Raw genomic sequence first — 23,033 nt, forward strand, 5'->3', positions numbered from 1 at the left:
TAAAGGATACAAAATGAGTAGCGTAGATATTCTTGTTCCCGACCTGCCTGAGTCCGTAGCGGACGCGACTGTTGCCACCTGGCACAAAAAACCGGGTGATGCGGTGGTTCGTGACGAAGTGCTGGTAGAAATCGAAACTGACAAAGTGGTACTGGAAGTACCGGCATCAGCGGACGGCATTCTGGATGCGGTTCTGGAAGACGAAGGCACCACCGTGACCTCCCGCCAGATCCTCGGTCGCCTGCGTGAAGGCAATAGCGCGGGTAAAGAAACCAGCGCGAAGTCTGAAGAAAAAGCGTCTACCCCGGCGCAGCGTCAACAGGCTTCTCTGGAAGAGCAAAATAACGATGCGCTGAGCCCGGCGATCCGTCGCCTGTTGGCTGAGCACAACCTCGACGCCAGTGCGATCAAAGGCACCGGTGTGGGCGGACGTATCACTCGTGAAGATGTGGATAAGCATCTGGCGAAAGCCCCGGCGAAAGCCGAGGCCAAAGCACCGGCAGAAGCCCCTGCTGCACAGCCAGCGCTGGGGGCACGTAGCGAAAAACGCGTACCGATGACCCGTCTGCGCAAACGCGTGGCCGAGCGTCTGCTGGAAGCGAAAAACTCCACTGCCATGCTGACGACCTTCAACGAAGTGAACATGAAGCCCATCATGGATCTGCGTAAGCAGTACGGTGAAGCGTTTGAAAAACGTCACGGTATCCGTCTGGGCTTCATGTCCTTCTACGTGAAGGCGGTAGTAGAAGCGCTGAAACGCTATCCGGAAGTGAACGCCTCTATCGATGGCGACGACGTGGTGTATCACAACTACTTCGACGTGAGCATGGCGGTATCCACGCCGCGCGGTCTGGTGACCCCGGTCCTGCGCGACGTCGATACGCTGGGTATGGCTGACATCGAGAAAAACATCAAGACGCTGGCTATCAAAGGTCGTGACGGCAAGCTGACGGTGGAAGATCTGACGGGCGGTAACTTCACCATCACCAACGGTGGTGTGTTCGGTTCGCTGATGTCCACGCCGATCATCAACCCGCCGCAGAGTGCGATCCTCGGCATGCACGCGATTAAAGATCGTCCGATGGCGGTAGATGGCAAGGTCGAAATCCTGCCGATGATGTACCTGGCGCTGTCCTACGATCACCGTCTGATCGATGGTCGCGAATCCGTGGGCTTCCTGGTGGCGATCAAAGAACTGCTGGAAGATCCGACTCGTCTGCTGCTGGACGTGTAGTAAACAAGAGTATCACCTGCCTCGTAGGCCGGATGAGCGTAGCGCCATCCGGCACAAGCACCACGCCGGTCTACGGGTTTAAAGATAACGATTACCTGAAGGATGGACAGAACACATGAACTTACATGAATATCAGGCAAAACAACTTTTTGCCCGCTATGGCTTACCGGCGCCGGTGGGTTATGCCTGTACTACTCCGCGTGAAGCTGAAGAAGCGGCATCGAAAATCGGTGCGGGTCCGTGGGTAGTAAAATGTCAGGTTCACGCAGGTGGCCGCGGTAAAGCGGGCGGTGTGAAAGTTGTAAAAAGCAAAGAAGAGATTCGCGCGTTTGCTGAGCACTGGCTGGGCAAACGTCTGGTGACCTATCAAACAGACGCCAACGGTCAACCGGTCAACCAGATTCTGGTTGAAGCGGCGACCGATATTGATAAAGAGCTGTATCTGGGTGCGGTCGTTGACCGTAGCTCCCGTCGTGTGGTCTTCATGGCCTCCACCGAAGGCGGCGTTGAAATTGAAAAAGTGGCGGAAGAAACCCCGCACCTGATCCACAAAGTGGCGCTTGATCCGCTGAGCGGCCCAATGCCGTATCAGGGACGCGAGCTGGCGTTCAAACTGGGTCTGGAAGGCAAACTGGTTCAGCAGTTTACTAAGATCTTCATGGGCCTGGCGACCATTTTCCTTGAGCGCGACCTGGCGCTGATCGAAATCAACCCGCTGGTTATCACCAAACAGGGTGACCTGATCTGCCTCGACGGCAAACTGGGCGCTGACGGCAACGCGCTGTTCCGCCAGCCGGATCTGCGCGAAATGCGCGATCAGTCTCAGGAAGACCCGCGTGAAGCGCAGGCAGCACAGTGGGAACTGAACTACGTCGCGCTGGATGGCAACATCGGCTGCATGGTTAACGGCGCAGGTCTGGCGATGGGCACCATGGACATCGTGAAACTGCACGGCGGCGAACCGGCTAACTTCCTTGACGTGGGCGGCGGCGCCACCAAAGAGCGCGTCACCGAAGCGTTCAAAATTATCCTCTCTGACGACAACGTTAAAGCGGTTCTGGTTAACATCTTCGGCGGTATCGTGCGTTGCGATCTGATTGCTGACGGCATTATCGGCGCGGTAGCGGAAGTGGGCGTTAACGTTCCGGTGGTGGTTCGTCTGGAAGGTAACAACGCCGAACTCGGCGCGAAGAAACTGGCTGACAGCGGCCTGAATATTATTGCAGCGAAAAGTCTGACGGATGCAGCTCAGCAGGTTGTTGCCGCAGTGGAGGGGAAATAATGTCAGTTTTAATTAATAAAGATACCAAGGTTATCTGCCAGGGCTTCACCGGTAGCCAGGGGACATTCCACTCCGAACAGGCAATTGCCTACGGTACGCAGATGGTTGGCGGCGTAACGCCAGGCAAAGGCGGCACCACGCACCTGGGCCTGCCGGTATTTAACACCGTGCGTGAAGCCGTAGAAGCGACGGGCGCCACCGCGTCCGTTATCTACGTGCCGGCACCGTTCTGCAAAGACTCCATTCTGGAAGCCATCGACGCAGGCATTAAGCTCATCATCACTATCACCGAAGGCATCCCGACGCTGGATATGCTGACCGTGAAGGTGAAGCTGGATGAAGCCGGTGTACGCATGATCGGCCCGAACTGTCCGGGTGTTATCACCCCGGGCGAATGCAAAATCGGCATTATGCCCGGTCACATTCATAAGCCGGGTAAAGTGGGTATCGTCTCGCGTTCCGGTACGCTGACCTATGAAGCGGTTAAGCAGACCACCGACTACGGTTTCGGCCAGTCCACCTGTGTGGGCATCGGCGGCGACCCGATCCCAGGCTCTAACTTCATCGACATCCTGAAACTGTTCCAGGAAGATCCGCAGACCGAAGCGATCGTGATGATCGGTGAGATCGGCGGTAGCGCGGAAGAAGAAGCGGCGGCCTACATCAAAGATCACGTGACCAAACCGGTTGTTGGCTACATTGCCGGTGTGACCGCGCCGAAAGGCAAACGTATGGGTCACGCGGGCGCCATTATCGCCGGTGGTAAAGGGACTGCGGATGAGAAATTCGCAGCGCTGGAAGCCGCTGGTGTGAAAACTGTTCGCAGCCTGGCCGATATCGGCGAAGCGCTGAAAGCCGTCATTAAGTAAAAGCAATAAAACAGCCCAACCCCTGCATTTACCCGTGATGCAGGGGAAAGGGCTGGTCCATTTTCGACATGGTTGGCCATCTGATGATGGCCTTTTTTTTGCCTGTCTGTATGCCGGATGGCGCTGGCGCTTATCCGGCCTAGGGGGGAGTGTTGACTTGCCAGGTTATGCGCTTTCAGCCAGCGCTTTCAGCCAACGGATGCCGCTTTCCGGAGAGGTCATCACCGGGACGGGCGGCGACGGAAGCTGCTGCAGAACGCGCGCCATCGACGCTTGCGCCAGCATAACCACATCAGCCTGTTTATACGCGCTGTGCAATCCTTCGCTGACGATGCGATCGTGGGTTTCCATATCGCCCGCCAGCAGAGCATGGAATGCCTCTTCCATCAATATCGGCGTCACGGTGCATTGCTTACCACTGGCCTGTACTTTGCGTTGCACATACTCCAGCGTCGGTTTCATCGTGGTGGCGACGGTGGCCAGCACGGCAATGTTCTCACCCAGGCTAATGGCTTGTTCCACCATCGCGCAGTCGATACGGGCAAGCTGCAGCGGTGTCATAAACTGACACTGTTCAACCGCCGTGCCAATGGACGAACAGGCGGTGATGAAAATCTCGCAATCCGCTTTTTCGGCTATGTGGACGTAGTCGGCAATGCGTGCCGCAATGTTCGGCGTCACGCCTCCGGCCTTCATCACCTGCTTAATCATCGACTCTTCGACCAGGTGCATCACGTCCGCTTCTGGCATGATGTCGCCGATCAGTTGCTGCATCATGGCGAGCGTGGCGGAACTGGTGTGAAGCATAGCGATCTTTTTCATTCTGCGAACTCCTTGAGCAAACATTCGGCAACGGCCATAGCCGCATCGTGATCTTCCTGGGCGGACAGTCCACCAACCGCAACGGCCCCCACGCATTTACCGTTGTGAAGAATCGGTACGCCGCCGGGCAGCGCGGTAAAACGTGGGTCAGCAAAGTAGCTGATATCCAGTGACTCATTTTGCAGACGTTGCAAAAACGCCTGAGTGGTGCAACCTAAACGGCTGCTGGTGCGTGCTTTGCGCTGCGTCAGCTCAATGGTCAACAGTTTGGCGTTATCCATACGGGCAAAGCTCAGTAACTCGCCGTGAGCGTCGCAGACCGCCACGCTGAGCGGACGTTGCGCATAACGGGTGTCGGCGAGATCGAGCGCGCAGTCTACCGCGCGTCGTGCTTGTTGCAGGGTTAAAGTCATCATGGTGAGTTATCCTTTTGACAGAGGTTCTGATACCGGCTGAGCAGGCGAACTCTCGCTCTGGGCCTGCGCCTGTCGGGCATCCTTTTTGCGCCAGTAGTTAGCCAGCAGCGAGCCGCTGACGTTGCCAAGCGGCGTCATGACCGCAGAGGCGAGACCAACGGTGGCCAGTTTTCCCATCGCGGCGGCAAGACCTGATGCCATCCCGCCGTTTTGCAGTCCGACTTCGAAGGCTACCGTCCGGGCGGACTGAACATCCATGCGGAAGATCCAGCGGCTCATCAGATAGCCAATCAGGAAGCCGCCGAGGTTGTGCATCAGCATGGCGAAGCAGAGCAGGAAGCCGACCTGAACCAGGTTGTCGCGCCCGGCTGCCGCTGCCGTAGTGGTGAAGAAAATGATGCCCATCATCGAAATGGTCGGCATGATCTTCTTAACGCCGGCCACGCGTCCATACAGCCAGTTATAGAACAGCGCCCAGATGATCCCGCCAGCCACAAAGTTCAGCACCACCGCATACATTTGCGCGTCGGCGCTGGCGCTACCAAACAGCGTGTCCCAGCCGCCGGTAAGCATATACAGCAGCCAGATGGCGCTGATCCCGGCCAGCGTTTGCACGGTACGACGCCCCTGCACGCCGGCATAGGTTTTCAGGTAGTCATGTAAAATCGCCGCGCCAATCGGGATCAACACGATTTTCACGACGTCCATCACCATCGCCGTGAGCTGGATGTCGATCATTGAACCCGCCAGCAGATTCACCCACAGCGGGGTCATGACCGTCGCCGCCAGCGTCGAGACGGCGGCGATCGAGACCGCCAGCGCCAGGTTGGCGTTGGCGATATACACCATGACGGTGGAGGAGAGCCCACTGGGACAGGAACCAATCAGCAGAATGCCTACCGCCACTTCCGGCGGAAAGTCAAAGATCAGCGTGATGCTCAGGCCGAGCAGAGGCATGATGACGAAATGACAGAAGGTGCCGATAAACACCGCCCAGGGCATTTTAGCGACGTCGATAAAGTCCTGAATCGTGAGTTTGGTGCCCATACTGAACATGGTCGCCTGGATCACCAAAAAGACGATCCATTTATGGGTGATGTTGAATCCGCCCCAGACGATTAGATCGGTTGACCAGGTCATCGCCGCGACAAAGCCGGCAATGATCCACAGGGTAAACTGGTAGCTGCGAAGATTTGTCCAGTAGCCAGCACCTGCCGCGAAGCCTGTCGTCAGCATCACCAGCCCCGGCTGCCAGAGGGCGGGAGACTGCATCAGGGCGCCAATTGCCGCCAGGGCGCCACCGGCGATGCAGACGCCCAGTCCGGTTTTGTGAATAACGGTTGTGATAGTCATGGTGAAATGTCCTTTCTCTCGCTATTACTGCCGTGGTGGAATAGCTAACATTTGCCGCGCAATATCCGGCGTGGCGACCTTTTTATCCATACTGCGAATAAGCGTGGCGAGTTTGGCAACCTGCTGATAATTATGCTGAGCTTTCTCTTCGGCGCTTAAATAATAGCTATCTTCAAAACCAATTCTCACTTCACTGGCACCCATGCCGACCGCTGCCGCAATAATATCGAAATTCTTGCGGCCAAAATGGGTAATTCCCCATAAGGCGTCGCGAGGGATCATACTGCGCATGGCAATTAACGCATCAACCGTCGCGGGTGAACTTCCACGGTGTCCGAGGACAATATTGAATAACATCGGTTTCTTGAACGATATTTTTTCTTCCAGCGCCAGAATGTTATTAATCATGCCAATTTCGAAAACTTCAAATTCAGGAATAATGGAACGTTGGGTTATTTGTTGCGAACAATATTCAACGTCCGGTCCGGGATTAACGTACACGGCATCGCCGAGGTTAACAGAGCCGACGTTCAGCGACGCCATTTCGACGCCGGGACAGTCCAGAGGCGCGCAGCGCTCGGCAATCGACATGGTGGAGACGCCACCGGTTGAGGCCTGAATAATCAGGTCGGAATGGCGCATGACGTGGTCAATTGTCGCCTGAAAATCGGTGGTGTCCGACGTCAGACGACCTTGTTTATCGCGAACGTGTAAATGCACGATGGCTGCACCATGTTCGACGCTGGCCAGTATTTCCTGCGCCAGTTCTTCGGGTATAACTCTGGGGCAATCCGCGGCAACGGGTGCCAGCGAAATAATAACAGTATCCGACATGTGTTCCTCCGGTTTTCCGGTACAGAGATATTAAAATTATAAGTACGGTGTCATCCAGCGTAACGATTCGGGCCCTGGTGTTGACGGTTTATATTCACAACCTATCCAGCCCTGATAACCTGTCTGCTTAATAAATTCAAAAAGCCATGTTTCATTTAATTCTCCCGTTCCCGGTTCATGGCGGCCGGGTACAGAAGCAATCTGAAAGTGTTTAATGATCGGTAAATAATGTTGAATAAGATGTGTAACATTACCGTGTATTTTTTGGCAGTGGTAAATATCAAACTGTAAGCCGATATTTTTTCTGTTCACTTCGCGAATAAGACGTTCAGCCAGTGGAAAGCTATCAACAAAATAACCAGGCATATCGTCCGGGTTTAACGGTTCAATCAACACGTCGATATCGGCCCCAACCATGACGTCACAGGCGATACGCAGTCGGTCGGTTAATTGTTCATACTGGGCGTTAGCGGAAAGTCCGGCCACGCGCAATCCGGCCATGACGTGCACCTTGCGACAGCCCAGTGCCGTGGCGTAATCGCGGGCAATCAGCAGACTGCGATGATACTCCTCGTCACAGCCTGGCAGGGAGGCCAGTCCGCGTTCACCGGCCTGCCAGTGACCCGCTGGCGCATTCATCAGCGCCACCGGCAGACCGGTTTCCCGTTGCGCCGCCAGCAGCACATCCAGCGGATGCTGCCAGAGAAACAGCCCTTCAACGCCGTGAAAACCCGCCGCCTTTGCGGCCTGAAAGCGCTCCGCAATGGGACGTTCGCAAAACAGCCAGTCGAGGTTAGCCGCTAACTTCAGCATGATGCGTTCCCTCCCGGCAATCCACCAGGTGCAGTTTCACGCCCTGGCTGGTAATGGTGTCCTGCGCTACGTCGGGTAACCGGTTATCCGAAATAATGTCGGTCAGTTGATCCAGCGAGCAGATGTGGAACATCCCGTATTTGCCAAATTTACTGCTGTCGCAGACCAGCACCCGGCGGCGGGAGACGGTGAGCACGGCCTCTTTCACCGAGGCTTTGCCTTCGCTGGGGGTCGACATTCCACGTTCGGTATCCCACGAGGACGAACTGAGAAACGCCACGTCTATATTGATCGTGCGCAGAAAACTGGCGGCGCTTTTCCCAAGGCATGAGCGGTTGCGCTGATCCACCAGTCCGCCGGTGTGATACAGCGTGATGTGCGGCATATCCATCAGGTAGTGGCTGATGGAAAAATCGTTCGTCACCACCGTCAGGTTGAAGCAGTGGCTGGCGGCGACGGCTTTCGCCACTTCAAACAACGACGTTCCCGCATCGAGATACAGCGTTTGCCCTGGTTCTATCAACATCGCGGCTAGTTGCCCCATCCGTCGCTTCACGTCATGATGCAGCTCGGCCTTTTCCCGCCACGGCAGCTCCGATTTCAGCAGATTGTTGAGTTTCACCCCGCCATTGATCGAGATGACTTTGCCTTCTTCTTCCAGCAACTGAATATCGCGGCGCACGGTCATGTGCGACACGCTCATCAGATCCGCCAGCTCATTAAACGAGGCGACGTTTTTTTCATGCACGTAGCGGTAGATAAAATCACGTCGTTGTTCGGGGATCATCCTCTCACCTCATGCTCGCCGGGATTGTTCGAGTTCAGCTACTGCTTCCGCCGTTAGCGGCACGTAGCCGAGTGGTTTTAAGGTCAGCCAGATGCGGGCGCTGTCTTCCAGCTCTTCGGCATTAAACACCGCCTCACGAAGTGAGCGACCACTGACTACCGGGCCGTGATTTGCCAGGAGCGCGGCAGTATGGTCCGCCGCAATCTCGCTGAGTGCGCTGGCAATCCCCTCATGACCGGGTTTGAAATAGGGCAACAGAGGCAACTGCCCGACGCGCATTACGTAGTACGGCGTTAACGGCGGCAGACAGTTTTCCGGTGTGCTGCATGGCAGACAGGAAAGGGCGGTCAGCCATGGCGAATGCAGATGAACCACCGCGCCGCAGGCCGGACGATGACGATACCAGGCCAGGTGCATGGGCACTTCTTTCGACGGTTTATCGCCACTGAGGTGAACCCCGTTGGCATCCAGTTTACTGAGCGTTGCGGCGTCCAGCTCGCCCAGACAGGAGTTGGTCGGCGTGACCAGATAGCCGCCGTCCGGCAGTTTTACGCTCAGGTTGCCCGAACCACCGCTGCTGAAGCCGCGCATAAACAGAGAACGACCGTAGTGCACCAGCTGTTCGCGGAGTTGTTGTTCGTTAAGCTGACTCATCATGCAGACTCCTGCGCGGTGAAAAAGAAGTCTTCGTCACCGAAGTTGCCTGACTTCAGCGCCAGCGCGAGCGGCGGCTCGGCGGAGAACACCCACGGCACGCCGGGCGCGATGGCTTTGCCGACCGTCAGTCGCGTCACCTGTAACGCCTCCACTACGGTGCCGGACGTTTCGCCACCGGCGACGATAAAACTGTTTACGCCTGCGGCCTGCAGTTTGGCCGTCAGTCTGGCAAAGGTATGCTCAATCGCCCGGCTGGCGCGCTGCTCGCCGTACTCCTGTTGAATGCGTTTCAGCGCTTCCGGCGGCTGGGTGGCGTAAATCAATGGAGCGAGCGCGTCATCGACATGAGTCATTGTCCACCGCGACAGCTCGTCGCTGTAACGCTCTGCGTCTGTCAGGCAGCGCGCCACGTCGAGTAGAAGGGAAGCGGCCTGTGCTTTATAGCGATTCACCTGGCGGTTACTCATGGCGGAACAACTTCCGGAAAACACCACCGTTTTTGCCGGCTGCGGGAAGGGATGTACCGCTTCCCGCCTACGCTGTGGTGCGGCGCAAGTGGCCAGTGCACCACCCAGGCCGGAACCGCCCGCCAGCAACGGTGTATGACGTAAGGCCTGAGCGAGGGTCTGCAGATCGGCTTCGCTGAAGGTATCCACGATCACGTGACGTACACCTTCAGACTGGCAGCGTTCCAGCGCGTGAGTGACCGCTTCCACACCTTTCTGAATCGTGCTGAGGTCAATGCGCCCGACAGCGCTGGCAGTTTGCGCCGTGAGCAGGCGAATCAGGTTCGCATCGGTCATCGGGTTGAGCGGATGTTTCTCCATGCCGGATTCATTCAGTAATACGCCATTCACAAACAAATGACCGTGAATCACCGTCCGTCCGTTTTGTGGCAGGGCTGGGCAGTGAACGATGTACGGCGCGTGCATCGCTTCTATCAGCGCATCGCTGACCGGACCGATATTCCCGGCGGGGGTGGAATCAAAGGTGGAGCAATATTTAAAGTAAATTTGCCGCGCACCTGCCGTGTGGTGCAGCCATTGCCAGCAGCGTAATGATTGATCGATGGCCTGGTCAGCCGGTAGAGAACGGCTTTTCAGCGAGATGACAATCGCGTCGACCTCTTCATTCCACGGCTGCGCGGCGTCTGGCATCCCGGGCAGCAGCGCGACCCTCCAGCCTTGCTCAGCCATAAAACTTGCGATATCCGTTGCGCCAGTAAAGTCGTCGGCGATAACACCTGTCGTGACGGGCATACATCTACTCCGTTCAGATTATCTTGTCATTGAGCCTATTATTCAGGAGGGCGTTTCACATTCACATGATGATTCTCACAAATAAGCACATCATAAAATTGTATGTTATTTATATAACTGATTGAAAATCATAAATAAAATGGTGAGTGATGTTGAAATGAAGCTCACAGGAAGATGTGAAGATTCGTTAATCTTTGGGAAAAGTTGTCACAGCAGTCGGTGGACTGGTGTTGAGGAGCGCGGGGGGCACTCTTGCAATTTGATCATAATCACCTGATTAAATTAGATTATTTTTTGCGGTCAGGGTCATTTTTTCACCTGGACAAATTAAGCATAGTAGCGACGTTATCCAGACCACTGACGGAGCGTAACGTGCCTCAGCATATTCAGGACGATGTCTTACACACTTTTTACTCACTGGCAGAGGTATTTTCTAAGGCGACCGGGCTCGCCGCCGTGGTGGTAGACATTAATGGTCGGGAAATCTCTGCCTGTCATAATTTTAATTCGTTCTGTTCATTACTGCGCGCCAATCCGCAATACCAAAAAACGTGTCAGAAATGTGATAAATATTGCGCTTTTGAAGGGTTAAAAGAAGAAAAAATCAGAATACTCTGCTGTCATGCGGGGTTGAGTTTTTTCTCTATGCCGTTAATTCGTCAGGGGCATCTTCTGGGATTTATTATTTGCGGTCAGGTGCGCGCAAAGTATCCGGAATATAAAACTATTGTCATTGATGACGATCGGCAGTGGGTTTTCGATCCTAAAATTAAATCAGCCTGGAATCAGGTCGCGATTGTTGAAAATAATCATCTGGTGGCAGCGGCAAACCTGCTCAGCTTTATTATTAACAATCTCAGCCCGGTTCAGCGTAAAACGGTGGACACCGCTGATGTGCAGTTGAGCGACCTGCGTCTGTCGGCAATGGAACTTTCTCGCCACGAAAAGAAACTGGTCGCCGCACTGCGCTATATTGATGAACACTTATACGAGGAACTGACGCTGGAGTCGGTGGCCGCGCATGTCTGTTTAAGCGCCAACTACTTTAGCCGTTTCTTTAAGAAACGGCAGGGAGTGAATTTTAAAACCTGGGTGAGCCAGAAAAAAATGCAGCGGGCGAGTGAGTTGCTGCGCGATCCGAAGAACTCTATCGACAGCATCGCCCGGAAACTTCAGTATGCGCAGACCAGCTATTTTTGTCGGGTGTTCCGGGCGGCTCACCAGACGTCTCCGCAGTCATTCCGTCATGAACACCTTTCGCTGTAGGCGCGTTCCATCACCTCGGGAATAAAAGAGAGTCGGTCGCTCAAACGGACAACATCGCCAACCACAATCAGTGCCGGTGGCACAATATTCGCTTCCTGTGCTTTCGTGAGTAATGTACCGAGCGTACAAGTTAAGCGCCGCTGATTGTCCCGGGTAGCCGACATCACAATCGCCGCGGGCGTGGCCGGTGATTTGCCTCCCATCAGCAGTTCTTCACAAATAAATGGCAGGTTAGCGATCCCCATAACAATCACCAGCGTGCCGTTGAGCTTCGCCAACTGCCGCCAGTCCTGCTGCTGATTACCTTCGCGGGTATGTCCTGTCACGACATGAAAACCCGATGCCAGGTCGCGGTGGGTCACCGGGATCCCGGCGCAGGCCAGCCCGCCAATGGCGGAACTGATCCCCGGCACCACTTCGAAAGCAATGCCTTCTTCGACCAGACATTCCACCTCTTCGGCACCGCGGCCAAACACGTAAGGATCGCCGCCTTTCAGGCGCACAACGTTCCGCTGTGTTCGCGCATGCTGGATAAGCAGGGCATTGATCTCCTCCTGAGGAACACTATGATAGCCCGGACTTTTGCCAACGTTGATGCAGGTACAACTCGCTGAGCACCACTCAAGCATTTTAGGATTGACCAGCCGATCGTAAATGATGACATCAGCCTGTTGAATACACTGCAGGGCTTTAAGGGTCAGTAAGCTGATATCACCAGGACCTGCACCAACCAGCCAGACTTTTCCGGAATTTTTCATATGTCGTCCTTAATTATTGTCGGGAAAAACGGTAAAAATAGTAAAAGCAGATAAAAAAACGTCATCGTTTGCTTATCGTTGAGTGAACTGAATTCTCCTGAAATAATAAGTAAATAATATTGATTAAACCCGCAAAGTTTTTTCTCCGATAAACAAGTTATCTTGAAAAATTATTAAGAACTTATTGGCGCTATTTGTCGCAAAATAACCTTAATTAAATTGTGTTTATGGCCAGTCTTGCGTATTATTGGTTATTATTTGTTCGCCCCCTGTGTGAATAAACCATGGAGTGGATCAATGACATCCAGGTAGGAAATAAAATATAACTCTCAGGCCAATCGGGAGTCGGTTGCATTTATTTTTTATAAATTAAACTATTTTTGTACGCGGCATATGGAAGACGTTATGAGAGGAAAGATACCAAAGACTGAATTACTGGTGACGTTTGAAGTGGTGGCACGTCATGAAAGTTATACGCGTGCGGCGGAGGAGTTAGCATTAACGCAAAGTGCTGTATTTCGCCAGGTGAATGCACTTGAGGATTTTCTGCATACTGCATTATTTAATCATGCCAAAAAGCGGATTTTTTTAAACGAGGCCGGGAAGCATTATTTGAGCATTGTTAAAGAAACGCTAAATAAACTTGAGCGTGATACGAATACCATTATGACCTGGCAGCCCACGGTCGAAGTCATTGAACTGGCGGTCAACCCGACCTTCAGCACCCACTGGCTGATCCCCAATCTGCGTGAATTCAACAAACTTAACCCCGATATTATCGTTAATATTCACTCGCTGGCGAACATGGGCGATTTCCTCAACCGTGAATATGATGCGGCCATTATGCGTGAAGACTTCTGTTCGCCGTGGTCAGAAGTGGAGTATCTGTTCGAAGAGGAAATCCTCCCGGTTTGTAGCGGCAGTTTGCTGTCGCAGCCCAACCAGAAACTGGCGGTTGAAGAGTTGCTCAATGAGTTTCCCTTGTTGCATCAAAGTACGCGAATTAACGGCTGGCAGGAGTGGTTCGCCCTGTCGGATGTCAGTAGCCCACTGGTCAACAAAGGCCCGCGTTTTGATCTGCTGTCGATGCTGATCGCCGCGGTGCGATCGAATTTGGGGGTTGCGCTGCTCCCACGTTTTGCGATCCAGCACGATCTGGACAACGGTGACATGGTGATCCCTTGCGATGTGCCCATGCGCACGGGTAATCGTTTCATCATGACCTGGCGGGAAGAAAAAGCGGAATCCCGTCATTTACAGGTTTTCCGCGACTGGCTGTTACAAAAATCGGTGGTATCTCACCTGGAACGCTGATGGCGGATGACGGGTAAACGGGAAGCCGGATAAGCGCATGCGCCATCCGGCAACGACGTAACTACCAGTCAATACCTGCCTGAGCCTGAATACCGCTGTCAAACGCATGCTTGACCGGGCGCAGTTCGCTCACCGTATCGGCAAGCTCCAGTAACTGCGCGTGACACCCTCGCCCGGTCACAATCACACTCTGCTGCGCCGGACGCTCCCGAATGGCGGCAATCACCTCGTCAGTATCCAGGTAGTGATACGCCAGCATGTATGTAAGTTCGTCCAGGACCACCAGATCGTAATGCGCATCGGCCAGCATGCGCTTGCTCTCTGTCCAGACAGTCTGCGCCGCCGCGATATCCGCCTCGCGGTTTTGCGTTTCCCAGGTAAACCCGGTACCCATAATGTGAAACTCAACCCCCAGCGGATGCAGGGTGTTGTATTCGCCATTATCCCACTGGCCTTTGATAAACTGCGCGACGCCAACGGTTTTACCGTGACCCACCGCACGGGTGGCAGTGCCAAAGGCGGCCGTGGATTTCCCTTTTCCATTTCCGGTAAATACGATCAAAATCCCTTTTTGTTCCGTGGCGGCGGCCACACGGATTTCCACCTGTTCTTTCAGCTTTTGCTGACGCTGGCGATGACGGTCGCCATTGGCTCGCGCTTGCATAAACGCTCCTTAATGTCCTGCCGGGCAGGATGCACAACGATGCTGTTGTTCAAACTGACTGAAGAAGTTGTTTCCTTTGTCGTCTACCAGCACGAAGGCAGGTAGGTTTTCAACTTCCATCATCCAGACCGCTTCCATTCCCAGTTCGGGATATTCGAGGCAGCGCAGGCTTTTCACGTATTGCTGCGCCAGCAAGGCGGCGGCGCCACCGATGCTGCCGAGGTTGAATCCGCCGTGTTTATGGCAAGCCTCGGTGACTTGCGCACTGCGGTTGCCTTTGGACAGCATGATCAGGCTACCACCAGCGGCCTGGAAAGCGTCGACATAGCCGTCCATGCGCCCGCCAGTGGTTGGCCCGAGCGAACCACAGGCCATCTGATCCGGCGTTTTAGCCGGGCCGGCATAGTAGACAATGTGATCTTTCATGTACGCTGGCATCGCTTCGCCGTTGTCCAGGCGCTCTTTGAGTTTGGCGTGCACGATGTCCCGGGCGACGACGATCGGGCCGTTTAGCGAAAGCCGCGTGCCGACTGGCAGGGCGGATAAATCATGCAGGATCTTGCGCAGCGGACGGTTCAGATCCAGGTTTACGCTCTGTGCGCTGTTCTCGATGCGGCTGGATTCAGGGATAAATTTACCTGGGTTATGCTCGAGTTTTTCCAGCCAGATCCCGTGTTTGTTGATCTTCGCTTTGATATTGCGATCGGCGGAGCAGGAGAGCGCCATCGCGATCGGGCAGGAGCCGCCGTGGCGCGGCAGACGAATTACGCGAATATCATGGGCGAAATATTTACCGCCAAACTGCGCGCCAATGCCAAATTCACGGCTGGCATTGAGCAGCGCGGATTCCAGCGCCGTGTCACGAAACGCCTGACCCAGCTCATTACCGCTGGTGGGCAGGTTGTCGTAATACTTGGTTGAGGCCAGTTTGGCGACCTTGAGCGCCTGATCTGCGGAGAGACCGCCGACGACAAAAGCGATGTGATACGGCGGGCAGGCTGCGGTGCCCAGTGATTTCATCTTCTCGATCAGGAATGCGGTGAGCTTTTCCGGTTGCAGGATCGATTTGGTCTCCTGGAACAGCGCCGCCTTGTTGGCTGAACCGCCGCCCTTATTGACAAACAAGAAGCGGTATTCGTTACCCGGTGTGGCGCTGATATCGATCTGCGCCGGCAGGTTGGTGCCGGTATTCACCTCGGTATACATATCCAGTGGGGCGTTTTGCGAATAGCGCAGGTTATTTTCTTTAAAGGTGGTGTAAATCCCTTTGCTGAGCGCTTCGGCGTCATCGCCGCCGGTCCATATCTGTTGGCCTTTGCTGGCGACCACTGTCGCTGTACCCGTGTCCTGGCAGTTCGGCAGCACGCCTTTCGCCGACACTTCCGCATTACGTAACAGCTGCAGGGCGACATATTTGTCGTTACTGCTGGCCTGCGGATCGTGCAGGATGCTGGCGATCTGCTTTAAATGTCCGGAGCGCAGGAAGAACGATGCTTCATAGAATGCCTGTTGCGCCAGCAGCGTTAATGCTTCCGGCGCCACTTTGATGACCTCTTCGCCATCTAACTCTGTCACCGTAACATGCTGATTGCTCAGTAATTCGTATTCCGTACTCTCTTTGCTTTGTACAAAGAGTTCTTGCCAGACAAAGGGTTTAGACATGTTACTTCTCACGTTAAGGTTGATATCGCCGGAGGGCGGCGTCGCGCCGTATCCGACCTACAAAAATGCCTGATTCGTAGGCCGGATGCGCATGAGCGCCATCCGGCATCCACTTAATGCGCCATAAAGAGATTGGCCTGCGTTGCATGGGCAACATATTCAATAGTCTGCTGGGCGCGCACGCTGTTCCCGGCGCTGTCCAGCGGCGGTGAGTAAACGGCAATGGCGTACTGTCCCGGTACCACCGCGACCATGCCCCCGCCGACGCCGCTTTTCGCCGGAATACCGACGGTGTACAGCCATTTTCCGCTGCCGTCATAGAGACCGGCGATGGCCATTTCAGCCAGCACCTGCGGTACATAACGCTCATTGAGCAACTGTTTGCCGTTGAACGGCGATTTACCCTTGTTGGCCAGCACGGCACCCATTTTGGCAAGCTGCTCAACGGTGACGTCTACTGAACACTGGCGGGTGTAAATCTCTACGGCCTCCTGCGTATCGCCGTAGAAGCTGTTGTACGATGCCATCAGTTGCGCCAGCGCCTGATTGTGTTGGTTGGTCTCCATTTCCGATCTGAATACCGGTTCATTGACCGTGAGCGTGGCGTCGGCCCAGGCGTTCAGGTTGGTGAGGATTTTGTTCCAGCGGTCGGTTTTGTCTTTGGCGTCAATCAGGCTGACGGTACTCATGGCACCTGCATTGACCAGCGGATTCTCCGGTGCGCCCTTCGTGAGTTCGACCGCGAGACCGGAATTAAAGGGCAGGCCGGTGGCATTAGCGCCGAGTTTATCCAGTACCTCCTGCGGCCCGTGCTGTTCCATCGCCAGCGCGAGGGTGAAGACTTTGCTCAGCGATTCCATCGGGAATGCTTTGTTGATGTCTCCTGCCTGGTAAATTTTGCCGTCAACGGTAGCGAGGGTAATGGCGAAGTTGTTGGGGCTGTAAGTGGCAAGGGCAGGGATGTAGTCGGCGACTTTGCCGTCGTTGTTACTTTTGTATTTCTGGTGTGCCTGTTCGATCAATGCGGCGTAGTCCGGCGCCGTTTGCGCCAGCGCGGCGGCGCTAAAAAACAGGCTGGCGGTTAACATGCTCGCGCCGAAGAATTTTACGTTCATGGTGCAACCTTGTTGGTGTGATTGGCATGTTGCCGGAAGGGGCGAGTGCTTATCCGGCAACCTGATATCATCAGGACATCACCACTTCTGACGGCTCAGTGGCAGGACGCTCCTGTTCTGGCGTTTTGACCGGCGCAGTGCCCCGGCAGCCGGAACCGAAATGTTCGCCTTCCCAGCGACTGACAATCGCGGCGCCCATGGCGTTACTCATCACGTTGGTTGCAGAACGGCCCATGTCGAGGAACGGATCGACGCCCATCAGCAGGATCAGACCGGCTTCCGGAATGTTGAACTGGTTGAGGGTAGCGGCAATGACCACCATCGAGGCACGCGGTACGCCTGCCATACCTTTAGAAGTCAACATCAGGATCAGCAGCATGGTGATTTGCTCGCCCATGCTCAGCTCAATGTTGCACGCCTGCGCGATAAAGACGGTGGCAAACGAGCAGTAGGCCATTGAACCCACGAGGTTGAAGGAGTAACCGATAGGCAGTACGAAACTGGCAATCTTGGACGAGACGCCGAATTTCTCCAGCTTATCCAGAGTACCCGGGAACGCGGCTTCCGAGCTGGACGTGGTAAATGCCAGCAGTGCCGGTTCGAGGATCGCTTTCGTCAGGCGACCGATGCACGGACCGACAATCATCGTTGACAGGCCGATGAGGATCGCCCACAGCATACCCAGCGTCAGGTAGAACTCACCCATGAAGATCCCGGCGCTCACCATCACGCCCAGCCCGCGTTCAGCGATAAGCCCGGAGATAGCGGCGAATACCGTTAACGGGGCGAACAGCATGACGTAACCCGTCAGTTTCAGCATGACGTGAACCAGAGAGTCGAGCACCTTCACGATCGGTTCGGCTTTCTCACCAATCGCCGCCAGGCTACAGCCGAGAAAGATCGAGAACACAACGATTTGCAGGATTTCGTTACGCGCCATGGCGTCAACGATACTGGTCGGTACGGCGTGAGAAATAAACACTTTCAGCGTGAACGGTTCAGACTGAACGGCCGCCACGGCCCCGGCGTCATGGGCAACAAAGTTAATGCCTGCGCCTGGCTGGAACAGGTTGACGATCACCAGACCCAGCGCAATCGACAGCAGTGAGGCGCAAATAAACAGGAAAAAAGTTTTTGAAAATATACGCCCCAGCGTTTTCGCATCGCCCATTTTCGCGATGCCGACAACCAGGGTTGAAATAACCAACGGCGCGATAATCATTTTCACCATACGTAAGAATATGGTGGTGAAAATAGAGATATCCTGCGCATACGATTTTGCTGTATCAGCCGATGCCATATTATTAATAGCCACCCCGGCAATCATGCCGAGTATCAGGCCTAATATGATCATTTTTGTTAGACTTATTTTCTTCATGTTTACTCCATCGGATCTAGGCTGGTCTGTGAAGTGTTGTAGGGTCGCGTGCGCCAGAGCCAGGACAGCAGCTCAGGCGCACGCAGGTTATGACCAACCGCATGAATTATCTGGAATACAGTGATACAGCGAAATCCTGTACGCCAATGGACGTTGTTGTATTTTATTTGTTACAGATCGAACTCAATACTTAATAACGGCGCATGCTGCTGCGCGCCATAAACATCATTGTCACCAACGTTGCCGGAAATAATATCGCGAGGCATCACGATTTTTACGGCATTCGCCGGGTCAAACCAGACGATGCGATGAATAAAATCAGGTTCAACGTTATATAAGCGGGCAATTAACTGCGGGGTTAATTGCTCAGAACGTTTTACCCGCTGATAGTCTTCGCGCGTTTTAAATAAAATATCTAACACCAGTTCATACGGTCCGGCGTTTTTAGAACGAATCACCTGCGCCAGGGTGCAAATAGCGTGTTTCATGCCTGAACTCCTTCTGGCGTCACCTGTTCGATATGGAAGTCAAAACGCAGGGCGTCGCTGGCTTCGATCAGGTGATAGATTGAGAACTCATACACCGGCCCGCTTTGAATGTCGGATGGCGAGAACGGGAAGGCGAGGTTGCCTGCCGTGGCGATCCGGTTTTCGTAGCCGTAGTGCAACAGAGTAGATCGCACCAGCGAACAGACGCTGTTGGCGATATCCTGCGTCGGCGCGACCACGTCCAGCAAAATGCCCAGCTCATGCCCGGCGGTTTGCACCGGTTCATGGTTACCCATCACGCCGTTCTTGCCGTACAGGTGGAACGTCATGCGGATGCTGTCATCATTCAGCGAGAGGTTGCGGGCGACGCTGGCCTGAACTTCTTCGAGAATGGTGTCGATGCTGGCAATCATGATCGGATCGCGGGTACCGGCGATGGTCAGGCAACGGAAGCCCACCTGACGCGCGCCTTCCAGTTTCAGCGCATACGGCGTTGCTTCATGACGTGAACCGCTGACGTACACTTCGCCATCGTTTACCGCTTTGAAACTGCACCCTTTCAGGTTCAGCACGCCGCCCGGGCCTGGCAGGAAGTACGGATCGGATTTCTCATACAGGGTATGTGCCGCCGCCGACGTTTCGGTGAACTTGCGTTTCGGGTTGAACGTCTTCAGCGTAAAGCCGTTGTCGTCGATAATCCCCATTGCGCAGTCAGAACCGGAACCTGGGGTGGCGGCAATGGCCGCACATTCCAGGATCTTGCCACAGTGCAGCGCCAGACCTTCATCAAAGCCCTGCATAATCGGCAGCGCCGCGAAGCAGGCCGGATCATAAGCCCGTCCGCCCAATACCACCTGCGCACCGGCTTCCAGCGCCCGCTGGAACGGTTCGATCCCCATCTGCGCCACGATGTAGGTGCTCTCTTCGATCGCCTCGTGGGTCAGTGCCGGAACAAAGTCCAGCGCGGTGATTTTGCCGTTATCCAGCGCCTGGTGAACCACCTCTTTATTGACATCCGATGGGATCAGCGCCATGGAGAAGGACAGTTTTTCTTCCTGTGCGATCTCCAGGATAATCTGCCGACACCACTCAAGGTGCGGTGCAGCACCGGATCCCCCGGCGGTGCCGATCACCACCGGAATGTTGTTCTTAACGCCCGCCGTGATCATATAGCGCAGATCGCGTTTCACTCCGGCCCGATCGGTAAACGGTTTACCCGCCCCCAGGTAGTGGGGGCCAGGATCGGAGGAGCCTGCGTCAACCGCGATCAGATCCGGTGACTCTTCCATGGCTTTACGAAAGCTCTCTTCCGGGAAGCCATAGCCCAGGATAGCCGTCGGCGATAAGATCTTAAATGTGCGTGCCATCTCTTAATCCTTAGTCTGCAACAGCGCGATGGTGCGGTTCATTTCGTTAAACACGATATTGAGACCTTCATCGAAGCCCATACCCGGCTTGATCAGCATACGCATTGGACGGGCGGCGAGAGCCACGTGGACGCAGGTGCGGGCGCTGATTTCGGTTTCGTTGCAGGTGCCGCCCTGGTAGGCTTCCATCCCGTGCTTGTTGCAGTACAGCACCGCGTCAACGATGTTGTGAATGCCGCCGAGATCCGGGGTTTTGATCTGCACCATGTGGCAGCTGCCGGCATCGGTGAAGTCCACGATGTCCTGATAGGTGTTGCACCATTCGTCGGCGACAATTTTCACGCCGGAACCCAGACGGGTCAGCTCTTTGGTGATCGCGGTCAGCATGCGGATCTGATCCGGTTTGTTGCCTGCATCGACCGGGCCTTCAATGTACAGCGGCAGACCCTGCGCTTCTTTTTCGAGGCTGGCGATATACTCGGCGCAGCGCACCGGGTCCATGTCGAAGATCAGACCGATGGTGCCATACACGTCGATATGCAGCGTCGGGTGATAGCGTGGGCTGGTGCGCAGGCTGAGAATACGGTCGGACAACCAGCGCACGTACTCACGCAGTTTTTCGCCTTTAAAACCGAGCTTCTCTTCAACGTTGTTGATCAGCGCGTGCGGCAGGACGTCAACGCCTTTGAGGATCATCTTGTCGACGGCGATGTAGCGGTCGTCGCCGCTCTGACCAAATAAAGGAATGGCTTCAGGTACGCACGGCAGTTGCCATTCGTCACACACCACTTCGGTTTTCAGACGACCTGAGGCCAGCGCGGTGGCGTCAAGCAGCGCCTGCGACAGACCGTAACGAACGGCGGTATGCAGCAAATTACCATCGATGCGCAGTTTGTCGAAGAAACGGGCGTTCGGCAGGAACGCATCCACATCGCGGCCTTCCAGCAGCGGCTTAATATGATCGTTGAGGAACGGAATAAAATGTTCAGCCAGGAACAGCGGATCGCGGCCGCCGGCACCGGAGTACTGCACTGCGGCGCAATCACCCACCGCGACGGCGCCGTTTTCCAGAATCAGTTGCACGGAAACGCACTCGCCAGCCTGGCGGACAGAGGTAAAGCCCGGGGTAACCGGCGCACCGGTATAAATGAACCCGTCATGACCTGCGCCATTTTTGATCGCCTGCTGGTCATCAAAATAGAATGAGGAGTAGCCAGCGGTGAAAAGCGCCTGTTTAATTTTCATTATGGTCTTCCTATTAATTGACTGTGGGATACAGCGTTGATGTCATCAACAACCATCTGGAATGAGGGTTTACGTCCTTCGAAATGGGCACGTTCGGCGACGTAATCGTGGTGTAGAGCGAGAATGTCCTGCGGCAGCGGAACGGAGCCGGCTTCCAGAATACGGATCGCCCCGGCGTTATCGCGAACTGGCAGGATTTTACCGGCGTTACAGGAGGCAGGAGCGAAAGGTACGTCCAGCACGCCTGCTTCGAAGGCCAGCACGGTGCCGCGCGCAACGTCGCCGTTGCCCAGCTCAAACACTTTCTTCAGAACCGCACGAACTTCGCTCTTAATCAGTTCCACTTCCTGCTCGACGGCGGCACACGGCGGGAATTTCTGGTCACTGACCATGTTGAGCATCTGACGTGACGCACGCAGCCCCTGGGCGTTTGCCGCCGCTGTCGGAATACCGAAGGCTTCATGCGGGCTCTTGGTGATCACTTTGGTCGCGCCGGACATACCGGCGACCGCTGCGCCCCAGGAGATAATGGCGAATGCTTTGGATTCGTCTTCCGGGAAACCGCCCATCCACTGGTGGAAGACGGTGCTCAGCTCGTAATCATCAAAACCGTAGTTCTGGAAATATTCATGAGACAGTTCACGCAGGGACTGAATCGCTGCGATATCCTGCGTGAGGCTACCGACCTGGCCGTAGCCGACGGTAATCGACTTCACGCCCTGTTCCAGCGCCAGCAGACCTTCGATAATCGCCACTGCGTGAGACATGAACGGCGGGATCAGCGTGCCGGTCAACGGGCCGAATGGTTCGCGGTTAATGCGAATGCCATGTTCTTCATACAGCCCCATCAGACGGTCGCAGTACTGCCAGTCGCGAATCGATTTTTCCAGCGTCACGCGCTTGGCGTAAGGAATGTTGTAGGAGATCCCGCCGCCTTCATAGCTGGTGAAGCCGCTGGCCATGGCGATCTCCGCCAACAGACGCGCATCTGGCGTACCGTGACGGACCTGAATCGGTTTCTCCAGCGCTTCGGTCATCCGACGACAGGCCGCCACACCGTGGTTAACCACCGGCAGTCCGTTGAGTTTTGAGGTCCCGGCTTCGATAGATTTCTGGATCCCAATGGCGGCTTCTTCATAACGATTCAGACGGGTGTAGGCATCGATGGTGCTGGGCAGCAGGTCACACTCAACCTGCAGGGTTTTCAGCAGTTCGATATGCTCATCCATCAACGCCACACCAGCACGCGGTTGGCTCAGGGTTTTCCCTTCCTGATCCGCCTTCAGCAATGCATGAGAGAAACGTTTTTTCTCAGGAATGGTCTGCTGATACTTCACGCCATCTTCAAAATGTTCGACGTCTTTGCCGGTATGCCACGTCTGCAACACCTGATGCCGTTCGGTCATAAATTCGTCATGGGTTAATTTTTTATTTCGAAGTTCCATTCGTC

The 23,033-nt window shown here is 54.9% G+C and carries 22 protein-coding genes; 5 read left to right on the top strand and 17 right to left on the bottom strand.

All coding sequences use genetic code 11. The features are described from left to right. Window positions 1-13: 13 nt before the first annotated feature. The 3 genes from odhB to sucD all read left to right on the top strand — a co-directional run bounded on the left by odhB (window position 14) and on the right by sucD (window position 3,385). Window positions 14-1,234 carry a 2-oxoglutarate dehydrogenase complex dihydrolipoyllysine-residue succinyltransferase gene (odhB, locus tag HVX64_RS08085; RefSeq protein ID WP_044256556.1) on the top strand — a complete coding sequence of 407 codons (1,221 nt, stop codon included), beginning with the start codon at window positions 14-16 and terminating at the stop codon, window positions 1,232-1,234. A 115-nt stretch (window positions 1,235-1,349) separates the two neighbouring features. After that, window positions 1,350-2,516 carry an ADP-forming succinate--CoA ligase subunit beta gene (gene sucC, locus HVX64_RS08090; RefSeq protein ID WP_044256554.1) on the top strand — a complete coding sequence of 389 codons (1,167 nt, stop codon included), beginning with the start codon at window positions 1,350-1,352 and terminating at the stop codon, window positions 2,514-2,516. Next, window positions 2,516-3,385, top strand: coding sequence for a succinate--CoA ligase subunit alpha (sucD, locus tag HVX64_RS08095; RefSeq protein ID WP_043001365.1), 870 nt, complete (start codon window positions 2,516-2,518; stop codon window positions 3,383-3,385). The genes sucC and sucD overlap by 1 nt, the downstream gene beginning before the upstream one ends. Before the next feature lie 165 nt (window positions 3,386-3,550). On the opposite strand, the gene HVX64_RS08100 is transcribed toward sucD, so the two are convergent. Genes HVX64_RS08100 through otnK form a run of 8 tightly spaced genes read right to left on the bottom strand, consistent with a single transcriptional unit; the run spans window position 3,551 to window position 10,326 of the window. Then, entirely contained in the window at window positions 3,551-4,207 is a 657-nt protein-coding gene (locus HVX64_RS08100) for an aspartate/glutamate racemase family protein (RefSeq protein ID WP_044256552.1), read from the bottom strand. Then, on the bottom strand, window positions 4,204-4,623 hold the full coding sequence (locus HVX64_RS08105) for a heme-binding protein (protein WP_044256550.1): 420 nt from the start codon (window positions 4,621-4,623) through the stop codon (window positions 4,204-4,206). Before HVX64_RS08105 ends, HVX64_RS08100 begins: the two co-directional genes overlap by 4 nt. Before the next feature lie 6 nt (window positions 4,624-4,629). Beyond that, window positions 4,630-5,976: a bile acid:sodium symporter family protein gene (locus HVX64_RS08110; RefSeq protein WP_043001362.1), complete on the bottom strand. Its 1,347-nt coding sequence runs from the start codon at window positions 5,974-5,976 to the stop codon at window positions 4,630-4,632. 24 nt (window positions 5,977-6,000) lie between these two features. Continuing rightward, entirely contained in the window at window positions 6,001-6,810 is an 810-nt protein-coding gene (locus HVX64_RS08115) for a 3-keto-5-aminohexanoate cleavage protein (protein ID WP_044266327.1), read from the bottom strand. A gap of 36 nt (window positions 6,811-6,846) precedes the next feature. Then, window positions 6,847-7,623: a TIM barrel protein gene (locus HVX64_RS08120; RefSeq protein ID WP_044256547.1), complete on the bottom strand. Its 777-nt coding sequence runs from the start codon at window positions 7,621-7,623 to the stop codon at window positions 6,847-6,849. Beyond that, on the bottom strand, window positions 7,604-8,410 hold the full coding sequence (locus HVX64_RS08125) for a DeoR/GlpR family DNA-binding transcription regulator (RefSeq protein WP_044256544.1): 807 nt from the start codon (window positions 8,408-8,410) through the stop codon (window positions 7,604-7,606). The genes HVX64_RS08120 and HVX64_RS08125 overlap by 20 nt, the downstream gene beginning before the upstream one ends. 9 nt (window positions 8,411-8,419) lie before the next feature. After that, window positions 8,420-9,064: an aldolase gene (locus tag HVX64_RS08130; RefSeq protein ID WP_043001986.1), complete on the bottom strand. Its 645-nt coding sequence runs from the start codon at window positions 9,062-9,064 to the stop codon at window positions 8,420-8,422. Next, a complete protein-coding gene (otnK, locus tag HVX64_RS08135) occupies window positions 9,064-10,326 on the bottom strand; it encodes a 3-oxo-tetronate kinase (protein ID WP_044256542.1) in 1,263 nt (420 codons plus the stop codon). The genes HVX64_RS08130 and otnK overlap by 1 nt, the downstream gene beginning before the upstream one ends. Window positions 10,327-10,698: 372 nt before the next feature. On the opposite strand from otnK, the gene HVX64_RS08140 reads away from it, so the two are divergent. After that, the gene (locus HVX64_RS08140; RefSeq protein ID WP_044256540.1) at window positions 10,699-11,592 is read left to right on the top strand and encodes a PocR ligand-binding domain-containing protein; all 894 of its coding nucleotides are present in this window, start codon (window positions 10,699-10,701) and stop codon (window positions 11,590-11,592) included. Here HVX64_RS08140 and cobA read toward each other — a convergent pair. Further along, window positions 11,571-12,350 carry a uroporphyrinogen-III C-methyltransferase gene (cobA, locus tag HVX64_RS08145; protein ID WP_043001357.1) on the bottom strand — a complete coding sequence of 260 codons (780 nt, stop codon included), beginning with the start codon at window positions 12,348-12,350 and terminating at the stop codon, window positions 11,571-11,573. The genes HVX64_RS08140 and cobA overlap by 22 nt on opposite strands. Window positions 12,351-12,755: 405 nt before the next feature. Here cobA and HVX64_RS08150 point away from each other — a divergent pair, with 405 nt between their 5' ends. Beyond that, the gene (locus HVX64_RS08150) at window positions 12,756-13,664 is read left to right on the top strand and encodes a LysR family transcriptional regulator (RefSeq protein WP_043001356.1); all 909 of its coding nucleotides are present in this window, start codon (window positions 12,756-12,758) and stop codon (window positions 13,662-13,664) included. Between the two features lie 61 nt (window positions 13,665-13,725). On the opposite strand, the gene cobO is transcribed toward HVX64_RS08150, so the two are convergent. The 8 genes from cobO to HVX64_RS08190 all read right to left on the bottom strand — a co-directional run bounded on the left by cobO (window position 13,726) and on the right by HVX64_RS08190 (window position 23,028). Further along, window positions 13,726-14,328, bottom strand: a complete 603-nt coding sequence (cobO, locus tag HVX64_RS08155) for a cob(I)yrinic acid a,c-diamide adenosyltransferase (RefSeq protein WP_044256538.1) — start codon at window positions 14,326-14,328, stop codon at window positions 13,726-13,728. Between the two features lie 9 nt (window positions 14,329-14,337). Then, the gene (locus HVX64_RS08160; RefSeq protein ID WP_044256536.1) at window positions 14,338-15,990 is read right to left on the bottom strand and encodes a class I fumarate hydratase; all 1,653 of its coding nucleotides are present in this window, start codon (window positions 15,988-15,990) and stop codon (window positions 14,338-14,340) included. Between the two features lie 113 nt (window positions 15,991-16,103). Then, window positions 16,104-17,105, bottom strand: coding sequence for a glutaminase A (gene glsA / locus HVX64_RS08165; protein ID WP_044256534.1), 1,002 nt, complete (start codon window positions 17,103-17,105; stop codon window positions 16,104-16,106). A gap of 70 nt (window positions 17,106-17,175) precedes the next feature. Then, window positions 17,176-18,483, bottom strand: coding sequence for a dicarboxylate/amino acid:cation symporter (locus HVX64_RS08170; protein ID WP_043001352.1), 1,308 nt, complete (start codon window positions 18,481-18,483; stop codon window positions 17,176-17,178). Between the two features lie 170 nt (window positions 18,484-18,653). Beyond that, on the bottom strand, window positions 18,654-18,971 hold the full coding sequence (locus tag HVX64_RS08175) for a DUF4387 domain-containing protein (RefSeq protein WP_042320615.1): 318 nt from the start codon (window positions 18,969-18,971) through the stop codon (window positions 18,654-18,656). Beyond that, window positions 18,968-20,338 carry an acyclic terpene utilization AtuA family protein gene (locus tag HVX64_RS08180; protein ID WP_044256532.1) on the bottom strand — a complete coding sequence of 457 codons (1,371 nt, stop codon included), beginning with the start codon at window positions 20,336-20,338 and terminating at the stop codon, window positions 18,968-18,970. Before HVX64_RS08180 ends, HVX64_RS08175 begins: the two co-directional genes overlap by 4 nt. Window positions 20,339-20,341: 3 nt before the next feature. Continuing rightward, window positions 20,342-21,583: a methylaspartate ammonia-lyase gene (locus tag HVX64_RS08185; protein WP_043001350.1), complete on the bottom strand. Its 1,242-nt coding sequence runs from the start codon at window positions 21,581-21,583 to the stop codon at window positions 20,342-20,344. Next, on the bottom strand, window positions 21,583-23,028 hold the full coding sequence (locus tag HVX64_RS08190; protein WP_043001349.1) for a methylaspartate mutase subunit E: 1,446 nt from the start codon (window positions 23,026-23,028) through the stop codon (window positions 21,583-21,585). The genes HVX64_RS08185 and HVX64_RS08190 overlap by 1 nt, the downstream gene beginning before the upstream one ends. Between the last annotated feature and the right edge of the window lie 5 nt (window positions 23,029-23,033).

It is taken from the genome of Citrobacter sp. RHB20-C16 (genome assembly GCF_013890155.1).
Lineage (GTDB): Bacteria > Pseudomonadota > Gammaproteobacteria > Enterobacterales > Enterobacteriaceae > Citrobacter_A > Citrobacter_A amalonaticus.